Genomic DNA, 23,001 nt, shown 5'->3' on the forward strand with positions numbered 1-23,001 from the left:
AGCCTCTGGAAGCAGGACCGCCGATTTCGCCGGTACCGCGGGTTCCCCCTCCGTCCAGGCCGTAGCCACAGGGGGGAGGGGGACGCCGCCCGGTATCAGGCGGTCCGTTCGTCGGCCGGATGGGTGCGCAGGCGCATCGGGTCGTAGAACGGCGTCCGCACCACGTTGGCGACCAGCGGGCCGGTCTCGGTCCGGACCTCGACCTCCGTGCCGAGGGCGGCGAGCTCCGGCGGCAGGTGGGCGAGGCCCAGCGACTTCATCAGGTGGCGGCTGTAGGTGGTGCTGTTGACGGTGCCGACCTCGAGTCCGTCCTTGAAGATCTTGGCGCCGGGCGTCACCGCCTCATGGTGCAGGATCTCGAGGCCGACCTGGCTGAAACGCTCGGTGCCCCTCCGCGCCAGCAGGGCGGCCTTGCCGCGGAAATCCGGCTTGTCGAGGTCGACGGTCCAGGCCAGGCCCATTTCCCACGGCGTGGTGTCGGGTTTGGGCATGTCGAAGGGGAAGAACAGCAGGCCGCCCTCCACGCGCACGATGTCGAGGCAGTCCCAGGAGGCCGCCACGATGCCGAAGGGCTCGCCGGCCTGCATGATCGCATCCCAGATGGCGACGGCGTCCTTGGCGGCGCAGAACACCTCGTAGCCGCGCTCGGCCGAGTAGCCGCCCCGCGCCAGGGACACGTCGCGGCCGAACAGCGTCGTGCGCACATGCTCGAAATACTTCAGCGTCGGCAGGTCGAAGGGCGTGTGCGGCGCGAGGATAGCGAGCGCCAGCGGTCCCTGCAGCGACAGGATGTGGACGTCGTCGTCGCGGGCCGCCTCCACGGCGCGGCCTTCGGTGAATTCGGGAAGAACGTCTTCGAGGCTGCCGCCGCCATGCGAGACGCGGAAGGCCTGCGGCCCGTCGCGGTAGACCAGCACGTCGTCGATCAGGGAGCCGTTCTCGTCGACGATGTTGCTGATGGCCGATCGGCCCTGCGCGATCTTGCCGACGTCGCTGGTGAGCATCGCGTTCAGCATCGCTTCCGCGTCCGGACCGGAGACGTTGACGATGCGAAGGCCGGAGACGTCGAACAAGCCCGCCCGCGAGCGGACGATGGTGGTCTCCTCGTAGCGGTCGGTTCGGTAGGATTGGGGGATGGGCATCCCGTTCCACTCGGCGTCGAGTGTCGAGCCCAGGGCCAGATGGCGTTCGTTGAGGGCCGACTGGCGGGGAAGGTCTTTGTAGCTCATGGCGGCTGTCCCTTAGTGTTCCGTTTTTTGATTGGGCGGACTCTGTCTCGTCTCGCGTTCGGGCTGCCGGAGCCGACGGCCCCGGCAGCCCGGTTCGATCAGAGCTGGAAGAACCAGTTCGAGAGGAGGAGCACCACGACGCCGGCGGCCAGCGTCAGGTAGGGCAGGATTCCCGCCCGGCGGCGGCTCACCATCCCCTCGGGGCCGACATGCAGGTCCTCGTACATCTCGGCCGGGAACTTGCCGCCGTCCTGGACATAGTGGCGGTAGCAGAAGACCGGGATGATCAGGGCGGCGGTGATCAGGCCGGCCCAGAGGGCGATCGGGTTCCAGACCTTCGCGCCCGCGCCCATGAAGATCACGTTCACGAAGGCGAAGACGCCGCCGAGCACCAGGACGAAGGTCGGTGCGCGGTAGGGGCGCGGGATATGCGCCGAGTCGATGCGGTGGATCCAGGCCGAGTTGAGGTTGAGGAAGTTGAAGATGATGTAGCCGCAATTCGACACGGCCAGGATGAAGAAGAAACTCGTCGCATCGGCACAGGCGATCGCCAGGATCGCGAGATTGAAGACGAGATCGGTCCACATCGCCCGCGTCGGCGCGCCATGCTCGTTCACATGGCTGAGGTAGCGCGGCAGCCAGCCGTCGGCCGAGCCCTGGTAGAGGGTGCGCGAGGACCCCGCCATCGCCGTCATGATGCAGAGCACGAGGGCCAGGATCATCAGCATGACGAGGAAGTTCTCGACGATGGGACCGCCGCCGACCATGTGCGCCAGTGCGGCCGCCACACCCGACCCGTCGACGATGGAAGCCTCCAGCATCCCCTCGACGCCAAGCATGCTCTGGAAGGTGAAGGGCACGAGGGTGAACAGCAGGAGGCAGAGCAGGCCCGAATAGAAGATCGCCTTGAACGTATCCTTGGCGGGATCACGGAACTCGCTGGTGTAGCAGATCGCCGTCTCGAACCCGTAGGTCGACCAGGCCGCGATGAACATGCTGCCGAGGACCAGCGTCCAGCCCGTGATGTTCCAGGCGCCCGGCGCGGGAGCGGCCGGTGCGGCGAGGGGGACGAGGGGAGAGAAGTTCTCCCAGTTCACGCCGTGGATCAGCAGCGGAACCACGCCGACGATGAACATCGGGATGATGACGAGGAGACCGATATACTTCTGGACGTTCGCCGTTCCGAGGATACCGCGGTGCTGCACGGCGAAGACCGCGAGCATGAGAGCGGCGCCGATGAAGAAGGCCAGGTTCAGCGAGAGCGAGACCGGGCCGAGGGTGGTGGTGAACAGGGTCCAGGTGCGGATGCCGGGCGCCACGGCCGCGATGGCCGCCGTCACCTTGTCGGCATCGGCCATCTGCAGGGCGGCACCGTTGGTGGCGAGCCATTGCACCACGGCCGGCGACGTGGCCGTGGGCTGCGGCGCCACCGCGTTGATGATGTAGGAGGCCGCGATGGAACAGCCCAGCGACAGGACCGGCGACCAGGCGAACCAGTTGCACCAGACCGAGAGGGGCGCCACCAGCTTGGTGTAGCGGACCCAGGCCGCGGCCCCGTAGACCGACGCGCCCCCCGACTTGTTCGGGAACAGGCCGGCGATCTCCGCATAGGTGAAGGACTGGATGAAGCCCATGATCATGGAGAGCGTCCAGATCAGGAAGGCGAGCTTGCCCGTATTGCCGGCAATGCCGCCCACCGAGAACAGGACGAGGGCGGGCACACCGCTCGCGACCCAGAACGCGCCCGTCCAGTTGATGCTGCGATGCAGCTTCCCGTCTTCGGCCGTCCCGGTGGCGGGGGACGTGAAGCCCGCCACGGGCTTTGCCGAGGATGCCAGTCCGGTGCTCATGATTCAGCTCTCCATTGGTCGTATCGAGGGTTCGGTCCGGATCGACCCGTGCCCTCGCCGAAGGTGTGATCCCGCGGCGATGCGTGTCCGCGCGGCCTCGGCGGGGTCGAGGCGCATCTGGAGTGTCGTCTGGCTCGGGGCGCCGCTCCGCCAAGTGGATCGGCGTCGCAGAAGGGTGTTCCGAAGGACGTTTCGAGTGTCCCTCACGAAACTTCCGCCGCACCGGCGTGCCCGGAGCGAGGATCGGCGCCGACCGGACGTTTCGTGAGGGACTCCAAGCTAGGGATGTGCGTGTCGATGCATCGTCGGCGACATGGATATTTCCCGCCTTGCGGAGAGGGTCACACGAAGTCTTTCCGAATAGCCGGGGCGCCGCGACCGCCGGTGCGCACGTTTCATGCGAGCCCGACACATCACGTCAGTGGAAGACTGCCGGTCGAACTCCTGAAATTCTCTACAGGAATAATCATTTCTCTTCGGTTGAGCCGCTGTCAAGCGCTATTGCGGCTCCCCCTCGAGCGAACAGTGGAATTGCATCGAAATTTTCCATGAGAATTGATTTTCGGGCAGATGTGACCAGTAAATGGGCATGGATGTTTGCCGATCGCGGGCATGACGCGAGATCGGACCGCGATGGGCTTCTCGATTCGAGTGGATCGTCGACATGGCCTCTCGCTTTCGCGCGCACGCCCTGCGACCCTGCGCGTCCCGCACGGGAGTGCGGACCATGACGGCAGCGGGTGCCGAAACACGTGTCCGCCGCCCATCGAACCGGCATCCGACCCATTGGCCGAGACCCCTTGGCCGGGACTCCTTGGCCGGGATTCCGGTCGAAAACGGCGATTGACATTGTTGTTCTCTTGGAGAAAATGAAATTCTCTTAAAGAACCCGATCGCCGTACGAGCAAGACGGGGCCGGCTTTGTCGAGGGGACCGAATTCGTCCCCTGGTTCGGCGCAGTCCGCTCCGGCCGCCGCCCCGCCCATTGTCGAGTCGAGGTCGATGTCAGATCAGTCCATCAAGAGCCGACCGGTCTATCAATCGCTGGCGATGGATCCGTCCGGGTTGCGCCACCTGTTGGTGTCGGATTCGCCCGCCTACCGCTTCGGGGCCCCGCCCGACAGGGAGGTGGAGGTCTGGTTCGTCGCAGGCCCCGACCAGGAGGGCCGGATCCCACCCTCCGAGACCGTTCACGAACGAGGGTTCCGTTCGCCGAGGCACCTCATCGATCGCCTCGACCATCGCCTCGCGCGGGAGCGCATGGGTCTGCGGCTCTACGTGAGCGGGACCGAGGATTTCCTGTGGGACGTCTTCAACACGGCGCAGCGCGCGGGGATGACCAAGCAGGAGATCTTCCAGTGCCATTCCGGCACACGGGCGCGGCGCGTGGCCTGCGTCCATTGCCGGACCTTCAATCACGGCGTGACGACCACCATCGTCCGATGCGACGGCTGCGGCGCCAACCTGTTCGTGCGGGATCATTTCTCGCGGCGCCTGTCGGCCTTCATGGGAGTCAAGATCGATGCCGAGGTCGCCGGCGAAGTCCCTCCGGCAGAGCAGGCCTATTCATGATCCTCGACGGCAAGCTGTCGGCGCGCGTCGCCGAGATCGAACGCCTGAACCCGACGCTGAAGCGGTTCCGCTTCGTTCCCGAGAAGGGCGGGGCGTTTCCCACATCGCCGCCGGGGGCGCATGTCCTCGTCACCCTGCGGGGGCCGGACCGGGTCTGGCAGAACGCCTATTCGCTGGTGACGCCGCCCGATCAGCGCGATCACTACGCGATCGTCGTCCGCCGGGTTCCGGACTCGCGCGGCGGCTCCCACTTCCTGCACGACAGGCTCGAGATCGGTGACGCCGTCGAGCTGAGCGCGCCGGCCAGCCTGTTCCCGATCGCGTCGCTCGCCCGCAAGCACATCCTGATCGCCGGCGGCATCGGGCTGACGCCGTTCCTGTCCTACCGGCCGGTCCTGGCGTCGCGCGGCGCCGCCTACGAACTGCATCAGTTCTGCGCCCCCGACGAGGTCGAGACCTTCCGGGGCCTGCTCGGTGACGATGCGGCGGGCGTCCACGTCCATGGCGTCGGACGGGGAGAGCGGCCGGATCTCGCCGCCATCCTGGCCGACCAGCCGCTGGGAACCCATGTCTATACCTGCGGGCCTCAGGGCCTGATGGACGCGGTCGAGGAGACGGCGCGCGGCCTCGGCTGGACGCCGCACGCGATCCACCGCGAGAGTTTCGGCGGGGACAAGGGCGGCGAGCCGTTCACCGTCACCCTGGCGCGGTCCGGCCGGTCGGTCGCGGTCGGGGCCTCGCAGACCCTGCTCGAAGCGCTGGAGGGCGAAGGCATCGAGGCTCCGTGCCTCTGCCGGGGGGGCGCCTGCGGCGTCTGCCTCCTGCCCCTCGTGGAGGGCATCCCCGATCACCGGGATCACGTCCTGTCCGATGCCGAGAAGGCGGAGGGCCGCCTCATCGCGACCTGCGTCTCGCGGGCCAGATCCGAGACCCTGGTGCTCGATTTTTAAGACCGGACGACCGCGCGGCGGCGGGCATCCGCCGAACGCATCGATGCCGGCCGCCGGCCGGGATCGGCGCCGCTTGGTAAAGGGAAGCTGAGATGGGTATTCAGTTCAAGACCGACGAGACGTTCCGGGACGACTTCTCCTACCGGAACAGCGACGCGGCGGTGCTCCGCTTCCCGTTTCCGTTCGGCGAAGACACATACATGTACTCGGTCAACATCGAGCCGCATGTGAAGGCGGGCACGTCGCCGGCCTTCGAACACGCGTTCGACGTGGACGAACATTACGTCGCCGAATGCCGCGAGCGCGCGATCGTCCTCGATCACGACCCGAAGCGATGCCAGGTGCTGGCGCACATGATGCCGGCGCAATGGGACACGCTCGAACTCCTGATGGAGAGCCTGTCGGCGGATTACCCCGAGCATTTCAGCCTGACGCGGGACGGCACCGCCTGGCACTGGATCAACCGCCCCCTGGGCCTCGACCAGCGCTTCGTCTTCGGCGACGCGTCCACTCTGCCCTGCGAGCCGTTCGAGTACATCACCCGGCAGGCTCAAGGGGACTTCACCCTGCAGGATCAGCGGGACGACAACCTCTACGTCGATGGCGGCATGGTCACCACGCAGGCGGATTGGTCGCTGGAATTCGATATCGGCATGAGCTTCCACGAGTGGCACGGGCCGGTGCCGCTGGCGCACGAGATCGGGGTGTTCGACCGGGCGCTGCAATATCTCCTGCGCCTACAGTACGGGCATCCCGTCCGCCGGCTGAACTGGACGATGACGATCAACCCGCGCCTCGACACGTCGCCCGAGAACTATCCCGATTGGGGGCCGGACCGCACCACCGTGACCCCGGAGAACATCGCGGGCAAGCTCCACCTGCGCGTGGAACTGCAGACCCTGTTCCGCCTGCCGCGCTCCAACGCGATCCTGTTCGGCATCCGCTGCTACCTGATCAGTCTGCAGGACATCGAGCGGGTGGAGAAGTGGCGCAAGCGCCTTCACCGCGTCCTGGCGAGCCTCCCGCCCGAACTCGTCGAGTACAAGGGCCTGACCCGGTTCCACGGCATGGCGGTGTCGCGCTTGGCCGCCCTGGACGACGGGGCGCCCCTGTCCCTCGGCATCCAGCCGGACCAGGCCCGCCTCGAATGAGCCCCCCCTCATCCTGATGTACCCTTTGCTCGAGCAAAGGGTCTCGATGGAGCCCTCCAGTGATCGCGCGATCCCCAAAGCTGTGCCCGACCACGTTGGGTCGGGACACAGCTCTAGGCCTTTGACTGCCGCGCTCTTTTTCGCCGAACCGGCATCCACTTCGGCGGAGAGCGCTCTAAGGGGCTCCTTCGAGGCCGCTACGCGGCACCTCAGGATGAGGTAAATCCTTGGAAAGACGACTTAAACAGGCTTTTAGATCATGTGCGCCATGCCCATGGCCCTGAGCACGTCGTTCTGAATGGGAGCGACCGCCTCGTTGATGCGCGCGACGCCGAAATCCATGCCCTCGGGCATCACGACCGTGCGCAGGGGACGCCGCTCCGTTGCCTCGACCAGCCCTGCGATCGCATCGGCGACCCGTTGCGGGCGCGGCGGATGGGCGGGATCGTAGGGCTGCTCGGCATGGGCCTTGATCTGACCCGGGATCGCCGCGACCTCGCCATAAGAGGCCAGGACCCCCGCATCGGACGGTTCGGGGCTCGACGAGATGAGGTTGCTCGGGAACTGGCCCGGCTCGACGATGACCGAATCGATCCCGAATCCGCCGAGCTCGTAGCGATAGGTCTCCGCCAGTGCCTCGAGCGCGAACTTGCTCGCCGCATAGACACCGAAGAAGGGAATGACGAATCGCCCCATCAACGACGTGATCTGCACGAGAAGTCCGCTGCCGGCGGCGCGCATGTGCGGCAGGACGGCCCGATTGGTGCGAATGGCCCCGAAGACATTGACCGCGAACAGCCGTTCGACATCGGCGATCGTATAGGCTTCCGTCACACCGATCGGCATCAGGCCGGCGTTGTTGACCAGAACGTCGATCCTGCCGTGCTGGGCAATGACGTGACCGATGGCGGCCTCGACCGACTCGTCGCTGGCCACATCCATTTCGAGAACCTGCAGCGGATTCCCGTCCGCCTTCGCGGCGTCGATCAATTCGCTTCGGACTGCGCTATTCCGGCCCTCGACGTCACGCATGGTCGCGATGACGGTATGACCCCGCCTTGCGAGCTCTAGGACCGTGAGCTTCCCGAAACCACTGCTCGCGCCGGTCACGACAACGACTTTACCGCTCATCCCTCAACCCTTCCGATTGTCGTCCAAGCCGTGCCTTCGGTCAGGAACCGCGTCGGCTGCCCATGCGGCGGAGCCGTTCCTGTCCGGGCCGCGCTGTACGCCCGCCACTCCTCTAGCGTAGATTGCCATTCGGCTTTAGACCCAGTTATTCGCTTCTTTGTTGCCTGTAGCGCTACAATCCACGTGGCAGGCCGTGCGGGACCGGGCGACCGATGCGAGACAAGTTCGATGGCGTGCAGATCTTCGTGGAGGCGGTGGAGGCCGGAGGGTTCGCGCGGGCGGCCGACCGGCTGGCCCTGTCACGCTCCGCCGTCGGCAAGGCCGTGGCGCGCCTCGAAGAGCGGCTCGGCGTGCGGCTGTTCCAGCGGACCACGCGAACGCAGAGCCTGACGGAAGCCGGGCAGCAATTCTACGAACATTGCCTGCGGGCCGTCGAAGAAATGCGCACCGGCGAGGCGCTCCTCGAATCGGGCCGCCGGGAAGTCGCGGGGTGCTTGAGGATTTCGATGCCCGTTCTCCTCGGTCGGCGCTGCGCTGCGCCGATCCTGCTCGACTACGCCAAGGCGCATCCGAAGCTGGAACTCGAGCTGAACTTCAGCGACCGGGTCGTCGACCTGATCGCCGGCGGCTTCGATCTCGGATTGCGCTTCGGCGCGCTCGGCAACAACAGCTCCCTGCGTGCCCGGCGGCTGGTGACGGAACGCATGGTGCTGTGCGCTGCCCCGTCCTACCTCGCCGCGCGCGGACGGCCGGACGACATTGCCGATCTGGCCGGGCACGACACGCTGGTCTATGCGCGCGGCGACCGCGGCTATGTCTGGCGCCTGCCGGATGCCGGCGGGGTCCTCGTCCCCGTTTCCCCTCATGCCAGGCTTCGGTTCGACGACGTCGAAGTCATCCTGGCCGCCGCCAAGGCCGGGCTCGGCCTCTGCTGGCTCCAGCATTGGCTGATCCGCGACAGCCTGCAGGCGGGCGAACTCGTCCAGCTCTGGGCGAACCGCCCCTACGCGACCATGGATTGCTACGCCGTCTGGCCCGCGGCACGGTATCTGCCACTGCGGTCGCGCCTCGCCATCGACGCGCTCGCCAGCCGGATGCCGAGGGACGACATCCTTCATCGCGCATCACGCAACGGCGACGAGGAGGACGCCGATGCCGATGGCGGCGACGTCCTCACCGTCGACCCCGCCGCCGGCACACCGCCAAAGGCTGCAAAACTCAAATCACCCGAATCGTTTCCGTGAAGGCCGCAGCCACGAGGGGAAGGAGGGCAGGGCGGCGCAGCCGGCGAACCATGTGAACGTCGTCCTCCCTCAGGCCGAGGGGAAGAACGGGCTGAACTTCTTGATGAGATCGCGCTCGGAGGTGACCTCCGCCTTCCGGTAGATGCGGATCTTGCAGTTCTTGACGGTGCCCTTGCCGATTCCCAGACTCTGCGCGATCTGCCCCGTGGCCTGGCCTTTCATCGTCAGGGTCAGGATGTCCCGCTCCCGCGGGGTCAACGCCACCAGCACCTCCGCCGCCGCCCGGTAGCCCACCGATTCGTCCTGCGGCGCGGGCTTCGGCCCGAGCATGAAGATCCGGCCGCCCGGCGCCAGGGCGAAGTCCCGGTCGAAGACCTCCGATGTGATCACGTGATCGCGCGCATGGACCGTGCGGATGGCGTCCGACGGCGCCAGGGTCTCGAGCATTGGCAGGATCGAGGCATCCGACTGGACGGCCCGCTTCCAGGATTCGTTGGCGAACACCTCCACGTCGTGCCGGTCGCGGATCAGGGTCGGCCGGTTGAGGAGCCCCTCCGCCTGCGTCCCGTCGGTGTAGCGCAGGTTGCTGAACAGATGGCCGAGATGGCTCCGGTGGCATCCCTCCAGGGCGGGAAAGACCAGCTTGGCCCGCCGGATGTCGCCTTCCGAGAAGACGCCGCGCTCGCGTTCGAGGAACAACCCGAAGCAGCAATGCCCCACCGTCGAGAAGAACATGCCGAGCTCGTCGGAAATGTTCGCGGCCGGCCTGAATATCTTGCCGTAGAGGATCGATTCCGGGCTGCTGTTCCCGATCTCCGACAGGGTCAGGATGCCCGGCTTGCCGCCGTTCTTCCAGTAGAGGGAGAACGGATCGATGCGAAGGCACTTCCTGTTGTAGAACTCCACGATCTCGCTCGGAACCCCGGTCGTGTAGAGCACGTCGGGCGGGGCCACCCGCGAATACCGGATGATCCATCCCGAATCGCTTTTCACGCAGAGGGCGAACAGGGACAGCAGGTTCCGGTGAAAGTGCTCGGTCCCGATGGATGCGGCGACGTCGCCCAACCGACTGTACCATTCGGCGGTGGCCAGCGGATCGGGTCCGCTCCGGATCGGTTCGTCCTTCATCCTGAAACGGTGCCATTCCCCATGAAGCAGGCGCGTCGTCGCGGCGTCCGGCCTCGGACCCGAGCGGCCCGCGAGATGTGTGAATACCGTAGCCCCGCCGGGAAAGGGATAGGCCCGCGCCGGACGTCCGGGACGTGCCGCCCGGTTCGACCGGGATACCTGGCATGGTTCTCGCTTAACAGTAACCCCCCTTTTCGTTTGCAATGCACAACTGAGCGACGACAGTAGTGCCAACAGTCACTATTGCACCGTCATTTCTCAGCGGCGTATAAATTTTCTCAGCAGGAATGTTCCGCCGAGGTTTCGCCCTCGCCGGATCTATCCTCGGGGGAGAATGGTCTTTGGCGGGCGTCCGGCACCGATCGGGAACCCGCCATCGGGAGACCCGGACCGCCCGGCTCACGAGACATAGAACGGGGATCTGATCATGAAGAAGCGGGTTGCGATCATCGGCGCGGGTCCGAGCGGCCTCGCCCAGCTGCGCGCCTTCGAGGCGGCGCGGCGCGCGGGCGAGGAGATCCCCGAGCTCGTCTGTTTCGAGAAGCAATCCGATTGGGGCGGCCAGTGGAACTACTCGTGGCGCACCGGCCTCGACGAGAACGGCGAGCCGGTCCACAGCAGCATGTATCGCTACCTCTGGTCGAACGGCCCGAAGGAGTGCCTCGAATTCGCCGATTACTCCTTCGAGGAGCATTTCGGCCGACCGATCCCGTCCTATCCGCCGCGCGCCGTACTGCATGATTACATCGCCGGCCGCGTCGCGCGCAGCGACGTACGCAAGTACATCCGTTTCTGTACCCCCGTCCGCTGGGTGAGCTATTCGGAGGAGACCGGCCGGTTCACCGTGACGGCGAAGGATCTGATCAAGGACGAGCATCAGGTCGAGGACTTCGACTACGTCGTTGTGGCCAACGGCCACTTCTCGGTGCCCAACGTCCCGAGCTTCGAGGGGCTGGAATTCTTCCCCGGCCGCGTGATGCACGCGCACGATTTCCGCGTCGCCGACGAGTTCGCCGGCAAGCGCCTGCTGATGATCGGTGCGAGCTACTCGGCGGAGGATATCGGCACGCAATGCATCAAGTACGGCGCGACGTCGATCACCTTCAGCTACCGCACCAAGCCGATGGGCTTCGACTGGCCGGCGGGGTTCGAGGAGAGGCCGCTTCTGGAGAAGCTCGTCGGCAACACGGCCTATTTCAAGGATGGCAGCGATACCGAGGTCGACGCGATCATCTTCTGTACGGGCTACAAGCACACCTATCCGTTCCTGCCGGACGACCTACGGCTGAAATCCCACAACTGCCTCTACCCGGCGGGGATCTACAAGGGCATCTTCTGGCAGTCCAACCCGAACCTGATCTATCTCGGGATGCAGGACCAGTATTATACCTTCAACATGTTCGACGCCCAGGCCTGGTATGCCCGCGACTACATGATGGGCAAGCTCGCGCTGCCGGGTCCGGAGGAGCAGGAAGCCGACATCGCCAAATGGCTGGCCTATCAGGACACGCTCACCAACCCGTTCGAGGCGATCGACTTCCAGACGGAATACGTCCGCGAACTCCTGGCGGCGACCGACTATCCGCGTCTCGACGTCGACAAGGTCGCCGAGCTGTTCAAGGAGTGGGAGCACCACAAGATGGAGGGCATCCTCACCTATCGCGACCGGTCCTACCGCTCGACCATCACCGGAACTCTGTCGCCGGCCCATCACACCACATGGATGAAAGCGATGGACGATTCGCTCCAGGCCTTCATGGGTCTGCCCCAAGCCGCGGAATGAGCGCGGAGCTGTATTGGAGCCTGTTTGAGGCGTTTATCCAAGACTTGACCTCATCCTGAGGTGCCGCGTAGCGGCCTCGAAGGAGGGTTCCGGGGATCGCGCGACAACTGGAGGCCTCCTTCGAGGCCCGCTGACGCGGGCACCTCAGGATGAGGAGGTCGGCCTGGATGATCGACTTTGGCAGCCGATTTACTTTGGCATGAGCATCCGCTGTGAAATCCGATCAAGCAGGCTCTTCGCGCGTAACCGTGTTGGAATCACGCCGTTCCCCGGCCTCTCCGGGCAGCGGCCTCCGATGGCGATGACGGCCCCGAGCGGGGCGCGTCGGCCCGCATCCGTTGCGACCCGTTCACCCTGGATAGACGAATGAACCAGATCTGGATGCAGCCCGAGGGCGCGTGGGGGGCAAGGTCGCCGCGCACGCTCTCGTTCTCGGCGAGGGGAGGGGCCTGTGCCGTCTTCGAGGTCGAGGCCGGGGATCGCCTGCGCATCGTCGACCCGGAGGGGCGCCAGCCCGCCCGGCTCTATGCCGGCCCCGGCGCGTTCGGGGAGGCGACACCGGGCGCCCCGCCCCTCTTGGATACCCTGCGGACACGAGGAGACGGGGCCGGCGGCGGATCGGTGGAGGCCGCCCTCGCGGCGCGCGGCATCGCGCCGTCCGATCTCGAAGCCCATGCGCTGTTCCATGCGGAATCCCCGCCGGGATCGACCTTCCACGCCACGGCGGCGGCGAGCTCCGTCTGCGTTCTCGTCCTTCCCGGCGGTCCGATGGCGCCGGACGCGCAGGATCCGCCGACCGACCTGCGGGTGGAGATCGAGCCCGCCACATCCCTCAAGGGGAGGGCGCCGCCGCCGCTGGCTCCGCCCCTCCTCGACTTGCGCGTGAAAGCCGCCACCGCCGAGGCTTTCTCCGTCACGGCCGGCCAGTACATCCAGATCATCGACGTGGACGGGCGCCAATGCGCGGATTTCCTGGCCTTCGATGCCGTCGCCCTCGAAGCGGGTGACGAATACGGCCTCGACGCCACCACCACGCATACCCTGATGGGATCGACGGCGCCGAAACCCGGCCTGCTGTCGAAGTATTTCGACGCGCGCATGGTCCCCCTGGTGGAGATCGTCCAGGATACGGTCGGGCGCCACGACACGTTCATGCTCGCCTGCTCGGCCAAGTATTACGAGGATATGGGATATCCCGGCCATTCGAACTGCACCGACAACTTCAACGCGGTGCTGCGCCCCCATGGAGTTCTGCCCAAGAAAGGCTGGCCGGCGATCAATTTCTTCTACAACACCGTCGCGGGGCCGGACGACAGGATCACCATGGACGAGCCCTGGTCGCGCCCGGGCGATTACGTCCTCCTGCGGGCGCTGACCGACCTCGTCTGCGCCACCTCGTCCTGTGCCGACGACATCGATCCCGCCAATGGCTGGTGCCCCACCGACATCCACGTCCGGGTCTATGATTCCCAGAGCGCCTTCTCCAAGGGTATGAGCCACCGCATGACCCCCGATGCCGAACCGCGCCTCACCCGCGAATCCGGGTTTCACCCGCGCACCGCCGCCCTGACCCGGAAGATGGAGGATTATCGCGGGTTCTGGGTGCCGACCTGCTTCAACGCGGCCGGCCCGCTGGAGGAATACTGGGCCTGCCGCGAGCGGGCCACGATCATGGACCTCTCGGTCCTGCGCAAGTTCGAAGTGATCGGACCGGATGCCGAGGACCTGATGCAGCTGGCGGTGACGCGCAACGTGCGCAAGCTCGCCGTCAACCAGATCGTCTATACCGCCATGTGCAACCCGCATGGGGGGATGATCGACGACGGCACGCTGTTCCGTCTCGGCCAGAACAACTTCCGCTGGATCTGCGGGGACGAGTATTCCGGCATCTGGCTGCGCAAGCTCGCCGAAGACCACAAGCTGAAGGTCTGGGTGAAGAGCTCCACCGACCAGCTCCACAACGTCTCCGTCCAGGGGCCGAGATCGCGGGCGATCCTGTCCGGCCTCGTGGTCAGCCCGCCCCAGGAACCCACCGTCGACGAGCTGAAATGGTTCCGGTTCACCGTCGGGCGCATCGACGGCGTGCCGGTCCTGGTGTCGCGGACCGGCTATACCGGCGAGCTCGGCTACGAGGTCTGGTGCCACCCGAGCCAGGCGACCGCGATCTGGGACTCGATCATGACGGCCGGCGAGCCGGAGGGTCTCACGCCGATGGGGCTCGCCGCCCTCGACATGCTGCGGATCGAGGCCGGCCTCGTCTTCGCCGGATACGATTTCTGCGACCAGACCGACCCGTTCGAGGCGGGCATCGGCTTCACGGTTCCCAAGGACAAGCCGGACGCCTCTATCGGATCGGAGGCCGTGGCGCGGCGGCGGGACAACCCGCACAAGCGGATGGTCGGCCTCGACGTCACGGGCAACGAGCCCGTCGGGCACGGCGACCCCGTCTATGACGGCCGGACCCAGGTCGGGATCGTCACCAGCGCCACGAAATCACCGATCCTCGGCAAGACCATCGCCCTGGCGCGCCTCGACGTCTCGGCGGCGGCCATCGGTGGGTCGGTGGAGATCGGCAAGCTCGACGGCCATCAGAAGCGGCTTCCCGCGACCATCGTCGCCTTTCCCCACTACGATCCCAAGAAGACCCGCGTCCGGGCGGAATCGCCCACACGCGGCGATCAGGGACAGGCCAGCCCCGCCGAGCCCTCGCCGGAGAGCGTGGCAACGGCCGGAATCCCCGCTTAGGGCAGAATGAGCAATGGCTCGCCCGAGGCATCGCTCGACGATGCCTCGGGCGAGCCTCGCGAGAACCGATGACCCGATATCGGACGGGCGTCGGGTCGAAGGCCGCTTGCGCCCCGTGAGCGATGCGATTGCACGTCTTTAGGATTCCGGGCGACCCTCGACGATCGAACGACGCCGCGAGGGCGCCTGAAACCGTGATGCGGTCGCGCCCATGGGGACGATGCGCAAGATTCCAGACCTCGGAATGGCCTGAACCATGCTTGCACGACGAACAACGGGAACGCGAAACACGTCAGGGATCGGTTGAAGACATGCTCGATGCCGATGCCTTCCTGCAGAATTTATCGAGCAGGATAGATGGCTTTATGTATAGCGGCCTCAACAATGCCGATTACAATATGACCTATCTATCGGATGGCTTCGAGAGATTGCTGGGATACGACGTCGCCTCGTTTTTGAGGAACGGTACCAGCTTCTCGAGCCTGATCCATGCGGACGACCTGCCTGCGGTCGATGCGGCCGTTGGGGCCGCCCTGAGCGCGAGTTCGCGCTGGCAGATCAGCTACCGGGTCAAGACGGCCGGCGGCACGTGGAAACACGTGCTCGAAACCGGCGGTGGCCGCGCCGATGCCTCGGGCGAGATCGCCTATCTCGACGGCATCGTCATCGACTTCGGACGCGCCAACGACCTGGCGGATCGAATCCAGTCCGGTCAGACTGCGCTGGACGCGATCGGCCAGGCCTCGGATCAGATGATCGAGATGCTGCGATCCCTGAAGATGCTCTCGCTGAACGCCCGGATCGAAGCGGCGCGCTCCGCCGAGGCCGGGGCCGGATTCGGTGTCGTCGCCAAGGAGATGGGCCAACTCGCCGCGCTCGGTGAGCATGTGACGAAGGCCGTCGGAACCGAACTCGGTCATTTGAAGAGCGCCCTGCGATTGTAGGACCCCGCCGGCAGGCCGGCTCCTGGCACCGGGTCGCGCCGATCGATTCGACGACCTGCGCGGAGAACCGGTCACGACGGAAGTCGGCATTTCAGGCCGCCGAAACGGGTCTTCCATGTCCCCATATCGCGCGAACATGACCATTCCCGCCCGCACCTGGGATTTCACCAGATTGCATCGATGAGCGTTACTTCGGCGTCGCACCGGCTTTCTCTTCGCAACCGAGACATCATCGGTCGGCCCACCTTGTCATCGATGTTTTTAATGAAAATCGCGCGACTATCGGCCGTCAAGACGCATCGATCTGGATGCCAATGCCGACTTTGCAGACTAAGCAAGATACTTCCATGCCCATCGATCGTTGACGCCTCGCTCAAATTTATAGTATATTGTATCCGCCCGAACTAAGCTGCGCTGGTTTTGGTATCATCTTTTGTCGACCAATGCATACGATAGTGTACTCCAATGGCCAGTTTTAAAATTTCGCTTGGAAGCTCATACGATGAAATTAGCAGCATCGATCTTGGCCTGACGCATTTCGAATACGATGGAGCCAATTTTTCTTATAAATCAGTATATGAAATCGGTACAGGCAACCTTGATTTGTATAGGAATAATTTATTTACGGGCGTAATATTTAAAACTTCAGCTGCATCGAGCTTCTTCATTGATTTTTTTGATAATATATCCGCCGTGAGCCTGGACGGGGGAATACAAGGCGACATCCTGCGCGGTGGATCGGGCAATGACATCCTGAATGGCGGCGACGGCAACGATGTGCTCGAGGGCGGCGCCGGCAGCGACACCTTCGATGGCGGCGCCGGAATTGATACGGTCAGCTACGAGCACTCGACTGTGAGGGTGCAGATCGGGCTTTTCGGTCAGACCGATGGGTACGGCGTGGACGGCGATGCGAATGGCGATACTTGGATCGGCATCGAGAACGCCAGGGGCGGCTTTGGGGACGATAGGATTTCCGGAAACACCGATCCCGGCCGCAACGTGATCGAAGGCGGCGGCGGTGCGGACTTGATCACCGCCGATCCCAGCGACGTCGTGATCTACGAGCATTCAGACGACGCCGTGTCCATCAACCTTCTGACGGGCATCAATGGCGGCGGCGATGCAGCCGGCGACACTCTTTACGGTGTCCAGAACGTTCGGGGCAGCTCCCACGACGATACCCTCATCGGCAACGACGGCGCCAATACCTTGCGCGGCGGAGGCGGAATCGACACCCTCGAGGGTGGCCTCGGCAATGATCGGCTGGCGATCACGGAGACGCCGGCCGATATCGATGGCGGAGCGGACAAGGACTTCCTGTTCGTCGAGGGCGGTGGGACCGTCGCGCTGAGCGACGGCGCCTTCGCCGCCATCGAAGCCGTCTACGTCCGTAACGACACGCATCTGGACATGTCCGCCGTCAGCACCGGTTCCACGATCGTGTCGCAGTCCACGGTCGGCCACGCCGTCGCGATCATCGGCAGTACGGGATCCGACCGCATCAAGGCCGGCAGGGGCGGCGACGCGATCGAGGGTGGGGCAGGCGGCGACAAGCTGTTCGCCGGCTCGGGCGCCGACACTTTCCATTTCCAGGCGGGCTTCGGTCGCGACAACGTCTACGGCTTCGACGCCGCGACCGATCACATCCATATCGCCGTCGAGGGCATCGACGCCCTCGACATCACGCTCACGCCCTTCCATAGCGGCGGCCGGGACACCCTCGTGACGTTCACGGGCATCGAGGGCACCAACAAGCTCATCCTGCACGACGTGACGGTGGCCGAGATTCAGGCCGAACTCCAGGCGGGTCCGAGCGACCTGTTCACGTTCGGCGCATGACGCCCGGACCGCCCTCGCTCGGGCCTATTGATACCCTTTGGGGAAGGGGTCCGGCTTGATCAGCTCCGGGCTCGTATAGACGATCTCGAACTGGCCATCGGCCTTGGCCTTGCCGACGCGGGTCTTGGACCAGAGGTGGTGATTGGGATCGACGCGCACGTAACCTTCCGGCGCGGCCTTGAATTCCAGGCCCGGAGAGGCCGCGACGACCTTGTCCACATCGAAGGAACCGGCCTTCTCGCAGGCCATCTTCCATAGGAACGGGCCGAGATAGGCGGCCTGGGTCACGTCGCCGATGACGGTCTTCTCACCCCACATCTTGTGGAAGGCGGCGACGAAGGCCTTGTTGTTCTCGTTCTCGATGGACTGGAAGTACTTCATGCAGGAATAGGCGCCCGCGATGTTGTCGCCGCCGATGCCCTCGACCTCGTCCTCCGTGACGGAGAGGGTGAGCAGGGTCTGTTTCGACAGGTCGATGCCGGAGGCCTTGAGCTGCTTGTAGAACGCCACGTTCGAGCCGCCGACCACGGTGACGAAGATCACTTTCGGCTTGGTGAGCTTGATCTTGTTGATCACCGAGTTGAACTGGGTGTGGCCGAAGGGGAAATACTCCTCGCCGACGACCTTGCCCTTGAGCACGCTCTCGATGTGCTTGCGGGCGATCTTGTTCGAGGTGCGCGGCCAGATGTAATCGGAGCCGATGAAGAAGAACGTGTCGCCGCCCTTCTCCTTGTTGACCCAATCGAGACTGGCGAGGATCTGCTGCGTCGCCTCCTGCCCGGTATAGATGACGTTCTTGGACTGCTCCAATCCCTCGTAGAAGGTCGGGTAGTACAGGAGGCCGTTATACTGCTCGATCACCGGCAGCGCCGCCTTGCGCGAGGCCGAGGTGAAGCAGCCGAAGATCGCCGCGCAATGGTCGTTGACGAGGAGCTTCTTGGCCTTTTCGGCGAAGGTCGGCCAGTCGGAGGCGCCGTCCTCCTGGATCACCTTGATCTTGCGGCCGAGGATGCCGCCGGCGGCGTTGATCTCTTCGAAGGCGAGCTTCTCGGCCTGCGTGGCGCCGGTCTCGGAGATCGCCATGGTGCCGGTGACGGAGTGGAGGATGCCGACGGTCACCTCGCTGTCGGTGACGGCGAGGCCCGTGGTGTTCACGGCGGCGGTGGCGGTATCGGCGGCAAGGACGGACGAACTTCTGGTGGCGGCGACGAAGGGTGCGGCGGCCAGGCCGAGCAGCAACCGGCGACGAAGCCGAAGATGAGCGGTGCCTTCGTCTTTTGACGCCATCGGTTCGTTCCTTACTCGTCATTGTGGAGGACACGCGCCTGTCCATCCACGGTTGTTCTCCGGAGCCGGATCACTCCAACTCGACCGAGACACAGTTTCGGGAAGAAAATTCGTTTCTTAAAGAGCAAATTGGCCGCACGCTGCATCATTGCTGGGCAGGCGCGGATCCGGTGCCGTCCTCACTTGCGGCGGCGCGCGGGGGCGAAACCGAACAGCGCTTCGAAGGCGACCGCGAAGACCGCATCCATCCCCGTCGACAGGGCGCCCCCGTTGGGCGCGAGGACCCGCACGGCCAGCCCGGCGGCGTTCGGCAACGGGCTCGCTCCGCACAGGCACCCCATCGCATCGGCGGCGCCCTGCAGCGCGGCGATGTCGGGATGGCCCTCGACGCCCCCGAGGATCGCCATCGAGCCATAGGCCGCATACGTGCCGAGGGGGGAGGCGGGGCCGGCGAGACTCGCGCCGTCGAGCGTCGAGCGCTCGTTGACGAGGATGCGTCCATCCTCGGTCTCGATCCGAAGGGACAGGGCGATCCGGGAGAACGGCCGGCCCATGCCGGTGGGATCGTGGCTGGCGAAGCCTTCGCTGACGATGGCGCGCGCCTCACGGCCGACGACGATGCGGGTGTCGAGATCGAGCGCCGCGCCGGGAAACAGGATCATCGGATCGGGATGCAGCGCCAGGCCCGCGTCGCCGGCGATGGCCAGACGCGTGTCCTGGCGTGCCGTGAAGGCGCCGGTGTCATGCACGACGGTGGCCGATTGCGTGGTGACATGGGCCCGGCTTCCGGGCCTCGCCGTGATGTCGAGGCCCAGGCGGTCGGCCCGGTAGAGCCCGCCGGAGGCCGATTGGAGATACAGCGTCGCGATGTCGGGATGGTCCGGATACATCCGGAACGGCCGGGTGATGTGGAACGGATAGGGCACGACCTGCCGCGACAGCACCGTGGTGCCGCCGCCGCGCACGAAGACCAGGCGCGCCTGAGAATGGCGCGAGCGGCCCGCTCCCTCCGGCGAGACGCCCCGGACCTCCTCTCCCACGTCACTCAAGGCGCGAAGAGCACGGCGCGGCAGATCGCATCCGCCACGGCGTCGATCCCGTCGCCCGCGCGGGCATTGGTGGCGATCATCGCCTTGCCGCCGCGCACGGCTGTGGCCTCGGCGAGCATGGCGGGGAGGTCGATCCCCACATGGGGGGCGAGGTCGGTCTTGTTCACCACGAGAAGGTCGCAGCGCAGCACGCCGGGGCCGCGCTTCCTCGGGATGTCGTCGCCCCCCGCCACGTCGATGACGAAGATCCACCAATCCACCAGATCGAGGGAGAAGGTGGAGGCGAGGTTGTCGCCGCCGGATTCGAAGATGAGGAGGTCGAGGCCGGGAAAGGCCGCCTCCAGGGCATCGCCCGCCGCGATGTTGAGGGTCGGGTCCTCGCGGATCACCGTGTGCGGACAGGCGCCGGCCTCCACCGCCGAGACCCGGGCCGGGTCGATCAGCCCGGACCGGCGCAGGCGCTCCGCGTCCTCCTTGGTGACGAGGTCGTTGGTGACGATGGCGAGATCGACGCCGCGCCCCGCCAGGACCGGGATCAGACGCTCGATCAGCGCCGTCTTCCCCGAGCCGACCGGTCCGCCGATGCCGATCCGCGCGGCGCCGGCGCGGGACGGGGAGGGAGTGAGGATCATCGCGGTGTCGGGCATCATCGCAGCATGTAGCGTTGGGCGAGGGGGAGGACCTTGGCGGGTTCGCAGGTGGCGATGGTCCCGTCGACGAAGACGTCGAAGGTCTGGGGGTCGACGCGGATATCGGGGCAGGCGTCGTTCCAGAGCATGTCGGCCTTGCTGAGCGTCCGGGTGCCGTGGGCCGGCAGCAGCGCCTTGCGCAGGCCGAGTTCGTCGCGCAGGCCCCGCTCGATCGCCAGCGGATGGACGAAACAGGCCGAGAGCCCCTGCTTGGCGAGGCCGAACGCGCCCCATTGCGGGCGCAGCAGCATCGGTTCGCAGGTCATCAGCGAGGCGGCGGAATCGCCCATGGCGCCCCAGGCGATGAAGCCGCCCTTGATGACGAGTTCCGGCTTGATGCCGAAGAAGGCGGGGCGCCAGAGCACGATGTCGGCCATCTTACCCTCTTCGAGGGAGCCGATGTGCTCGGCGATGCCGAAGGTGCGCGCCGCGTTGATGGTGTATTTGGCGATGTAGCGCTTGATCCGGGCATTGTCGCCGAAGCCGGCCCGGTCCTCGGGCAGGCTCCCGCGCTGGTCCTTCATCTTGGAGGCGAGCTGCCAGGTCCGGCAGATCACCTCGTGGATGCGGCCCATGCCCTGGCTGTCGGAACCGAGCATCGAGATCGCGCCGATATCGTGCAGCACGTCCTCGGCGGCGATGGTCTGGGCGCGGATGCGGCTCTCGGCGAAGGCCACGTCCTCCGGCAGGGCCGGGTTGAGGTGGTGGCACACCATCGTCATGTCGAGGTGCTCGTCGAACGTGTTCACCGTGTAGGGATTGGTGGGGTTCGTCGACGAAGGCAGGCAATGGGGCAGGCCGGCGACGCGGATGATGTCCGGCGCGTGCCCGCCGCCGGCCCCTTCCGTGTGATACATGTGGATCACCCGGCCGCCGATGGCGGCGAGCGTGTCCTCGACGAAGCCGGATTCGTTGAGCGTGTCGGTGTGGAGCTGGACCTGGAAGTCGTGCTCGTCGGCGAATCCCAGGCAGGCATCGATGGCCGAGGGCATCGCCCCCCAATCCTCGTGGATCTTCAGGCCGAGCACACCGGTCTCCAACTGCTCCTTGAGGGCTGCCGGCTCGTGGGTGTTGCCACGGCCGAGGAACCCGAAATTCACCGGCCACTGCTCGGCCGCCTGGAGCATCTTGCCCGTGTTGAACGGCCCCCCGGAATCGATGCCCACGGTGATCGGCCCGAGCGACCCGCCGAGCAGGGTGGTGATGCCCGACGCGATGGCGTGATCGGGCAGGGCGGCGGAATCGAAATGCACATGGACGTCGATGGCGCCCGGCGTCGCGATCAGCCCCTCGCAATCGCGCACCGTGGTGCCGGCCGACACGATGAGCCGGGGATCGACCCCGTCCATGATCGCCGGGTTGCCCGCCTTGCCGATGCCGACGATCTTGCCGTGGCGGATGCCGAGATCGCCCTTCACGATGCCGAGCACGGGATCGATGACGAGGACGTTGCAGAGCAGGAAATCGAGGGCGCCCTCGGCCGAGGTGATGCCGGGCGCCATGCCGATCCCGTCGCGCAGGGTCTTGCCGCCGCCATGCAGGCATTCGTCGCCGTAGACGGCGTAATCCTTCTCCACGACGGCGACGAGAGAGGTGTCGGCGAGGCGCACGCCGTCCCCCGTGGTGGGACCGTAGAGGGCGGCGTAGTCGCGGCGGGGGATCGTCACCATGATGATATCCTCATGCGCCCTTGAAGCCGCCGGCTTTGGCCCGCGCCAGGGCGGCGGCGCGGTCAGCCGGCGTGTCGATCGTCCCCCGGGTCAGGTCGTTCAGGCCGGTGAGCCGGCGCTCGCCGCCGAATCCCACGAGGGTCACGGTCTTGCGCTGGCCCGGCTCGAACCGCACCGCCGTGCCGGCCGGGATGTCGAGGCGCAGGCCCAAAGCCGCCTCGCGGTCGAAATCGAGGGCGCGGTTGACCTCGAAGAAGTGGTAATGCGACCCGATCTGCACCGGCCGGTCGCCGGTATTGACCACCTCGATGGTGGTGCGCGGACGCCCCGCCGCGAGCTCGATCTCCCCCTCGGCGGGCAGGATCGCGCCGGGCTCCAAGGTATCGGCCGGCGCCCCCTCGGCGGGCCGGATCGGCTCGTGCACGGTGACGAGCTTGGTCCCGTCGGGGAACACGCCCTCGACCTGCAGGATCGGCAGCATGGCGGCGATGCCGGGCATGACGTCCCCAGTGGTCAGGATGGTCGAGCCCCACCCGATCAGGTCGGCGACGCTGCGCCCGTCGCGCGCGCCCTCCAGGATCTCGTCGGAGATGATGGCGACGGCCTCCGGGTAGTTGAGCTTGAGGCCGCGCGCGCGGCGCTTTCGCGCCAGTTCCGCCGCCGTGAAGATGGTCAGCCGTTCGAGTTCGGTCGGTGTCAGCAGCATTGGTGGTCCCTACGGCCTCGTTCGTTCCCGG

The 23,001-nt window shown here is 65.9% G+C and carries 17 protein-coding genes; 8 read left to right on the forward strand and 9 right to left on the reverse strand.

Annotation, left to right across the window (positions count from 1 at the left end; genetic code table 11):
• Positions 1–95: 95 nt before the first annotated feature.
• Entirely contained in the window at positions 96–1,229 is a 1,134-nt protein-coding gene (locus ASF34_RS05645; RefSeq protein ID WP_056159538.1) for an aminomethyltransferase family protein, read from the reverse strand.
• Between the two features lie 98 nt (positions 1,230–1,327).
• Positions 1,328–3,079 (reverse strand): APC family permease, encoded by a 1,752-nt coding sequence (locus ASF34_RS05650; RefSeq protein WP_018043971.1) that lies wholly within the window; start codon positions 3,077–3,079, stop codon positions 1,328–1,330.
• Positions 3,080–4,081: 1,002 nt separating this feature from the next.
• Here ASF34_RS05650 and ASF34_RS05655 point away from each other — a divergent pair.
• From ASF34_RS05655 to ASF34_RS05665, 3 genes are all read left to right on the forward strand, one after another.
• Complete coding sequence (locus tag ASF34_RS05655; RefSeq protein ID WP_056159541.1) at positions 4,082–4,651, forward strand: dimethylamine monooxygenase subunit DmmA family protein; 570 nt, start codon at positions 4,082–4,084, stop codon at positions 4,649–4,651.
• A complete protein-coding gene (locus tag ASF34_RS05660; protein WP_056159544.1) occupies positions 4,648–5,601 on the forward strand; it encodes a PDR/VanB family oxidoreductase in 954 nt (317 codons plus the stop codon). The genes ASF34_RS05655 and ASF34_RS05660 overlap by 4 nt, the downstream gene beginning before the upstream one ends.
• A 92-nt stretch (positions 5,602–5,693) precedes the next feature.
• Positions 5,694–6,752, forward strand: coding sequence for a heme-dependent oxidative N-demethylase family protein (locus ASF34_RS05665; protein WP_056159547.1), 1,059 nt, complete (start codon positions 5,694–5,696; stop codon positions 6,750–6,752).
• 252 nt (positions 6,753–7,004) lie between these two features.
• On the opposite strand, the gene ASF34_RS05675 is transcribed toward ASF34_RS05665, so the two are convergent.
• Positions 7,005–7,883, reverse strand: a complete 879-nt coding sequence (locus ASF34_RS05675; RefSeq protein WP_026175962.1) for an SDR family oxidoreductase — start codon at positions 7,881–7,883, stop codon at positions 7,005–7,007.
• 212 nt (positions 7,884–8,095) lie between these two features.
• Between ASF34_RS05675 and ASF34_RS05680 the strand changes: the two genes are divergently transcribed.
• Positions 8,096–9,127, forward strand: coding sequence for a LysR family transcriptional regulator (locus ASF34_RS05680; RefSeq protein WP_018043966.1), 1,032 nt, complete (start codon positions 8,096–8,098; stop codon positions 9,125–9,127).
• 69 nt (positions 9,128–9,196) lie between these two features.
• Here the strand turns inward: ASF34_RS05680 and ASF34_RS05685 are convergent, their stop codons facing one another.
• Positions 9,197–10,255 carry a helix-turn-helix transcriptional regulator gene (locus tag ASF34_RS05685; protein ID WP_056159552.1) on the reverse strand — a complete coding sequence of 353 codons (1,059 nt, stop codon included), beginning with the start codon at positions 10,253–10,255 and terminating at the stop codon, positions 9,197–9,199.
• Positions 10,256–10,682: 427 nt separating this feature from the next.
• On the opposite strand from ASF34_RS05685, the gene ASF34_RS05690 reads away from it, so the two are divergent.
• From ASF34_RS05690 to ASF34_RS05705, 4 genes are all read left to right on the forward strand, one after another.
• Positions 10,683–12,038 (forward strand): NAD(P)-binding domain-containing protein, encoded by a 1,356-nt coding sequence (locus tag ASF34_RS05690; RefSeq protein WP_018043964.1) that lies wholly within the window; start codon positions 10,683–10,685, stop codon positions 12,036–12,038.
• Positions 12,039–12,404: 366 nt separating this feature from the next.
• Entirely contained in the window at positions 12,405–14,783 is a 2,379-nt protein-coding gene (locus tag ASF34_RS05695) for a DUF1989 domain-containing protein (RefSeq protein ID WP_056159555.1), read from the forward strand.
• 260 nt (positions 14,784–15,043) lie between these two features.
• Positions 15,044–15,727 carry a methyl-accepting chemotaxis protein gene (locus tag ASF34_RS23595; protein ID WP_274533743.1) on the forward strand — a complete coding sequence of 228 codons (684 nt, stop codon included), beginning with the start codon at positions 15,044–15,046 and terminating at the stop codon, positions 15,725–15,727.
• A 465-nt stretch (positions 15,728–16,192) separates the two neighbouring features.
• Complete coding sequence (locus ASF34_RS05705; RefSeq protein ID WP_156465636.1) at positions 16,193–17,569, forward strand: calcium-binding protein; 1,377 nt, start codon at positions 16,193–16,195, stop codon at positions 17,567–17,569.
• A 24-nt stretch (positions 17,570–17,593) separates the two neighbouring features.
• Here the strand turns inward: ASF34_RS05705 and urtA are convergent, their stop codons facing one another.
• The 5 genes from urtA to ASF34_RS05730 all read right to left on the reverse strand — a co-directional run bounded on the left by urtA (position 17,594) and on the right by ASF34_RS05730 (position 22,970).
• The gene (urtA, locus tag ASF34_RS05710) at positions 17,594–18,856 is read right to left on the reverse strand and encodes an urea ABC transporter substrate-binding protein (RefSeq protein ID WP_056159564.1); all 1,263 of its coding nucleotides are present in this window, start codon (positions 18,854–18,856) and stop codon (positions 17,594–17,596) included.
• Positions 18,857–19,035: 179 nt separating this feature from the next.
• Positions 19,036–19,896: an urease accessory protein UreD gene (locus ASF34_RS05715; RefSeq protein ID WP_018043959.1), complete on the reverse strand. Its 861-nt coding sequence runs from the start codon at positions 19,894–19,896 to the stop codon at positions 19,036–19,038.
• Between the two features lie 5 nt (positions 19,897–19,901).
• Complete coding sequence (ureG, locus tag ASF34_RS05720) at positions 19,902–20,537, reverse strand: urease accessory protein UreG (RefSeq protein ID WP_026175959.1); 636 nt, start codon at positions 20,535–20,537, stop codon at positions 19,902–19,904.
• A gap of 14 nt (positions 20,538–20,551) precedes the next feature.
• Positions 20,552–22,264, reverse strand: coding sequence for an urease subunit alpha (gene ureC / locus ASF34_RS05725; protein ID WP_056159566.1), 1,713 nt, complete (start codon positions 22,262–22,264; stop codon positions 20,552–20,554).
• Positions 22,265–22,274: 10 nt separating this feature from the next.
• Positions 22,275–22,970, reverse strand: coding sequence for an urease subunit beta (locus ASF34_RS05730; protein WP_056142213.1), 696 nt, complete (start codon positions 22,968–22,970; stop codon positions 22,275–22,277).
• Positions 22,971–23,001: the final 31 nt, after the last annotated feature.

Source organism: Methylobacterium sp. Leaf106 (assembly GCF_001422895.1).
GTDB lineage: Bacteria > Pseudomonadota > Alphaproteobacteria > Rhizobiales > Beijerinckiaceae > Methylobacterium > Methylobacterium bullatum.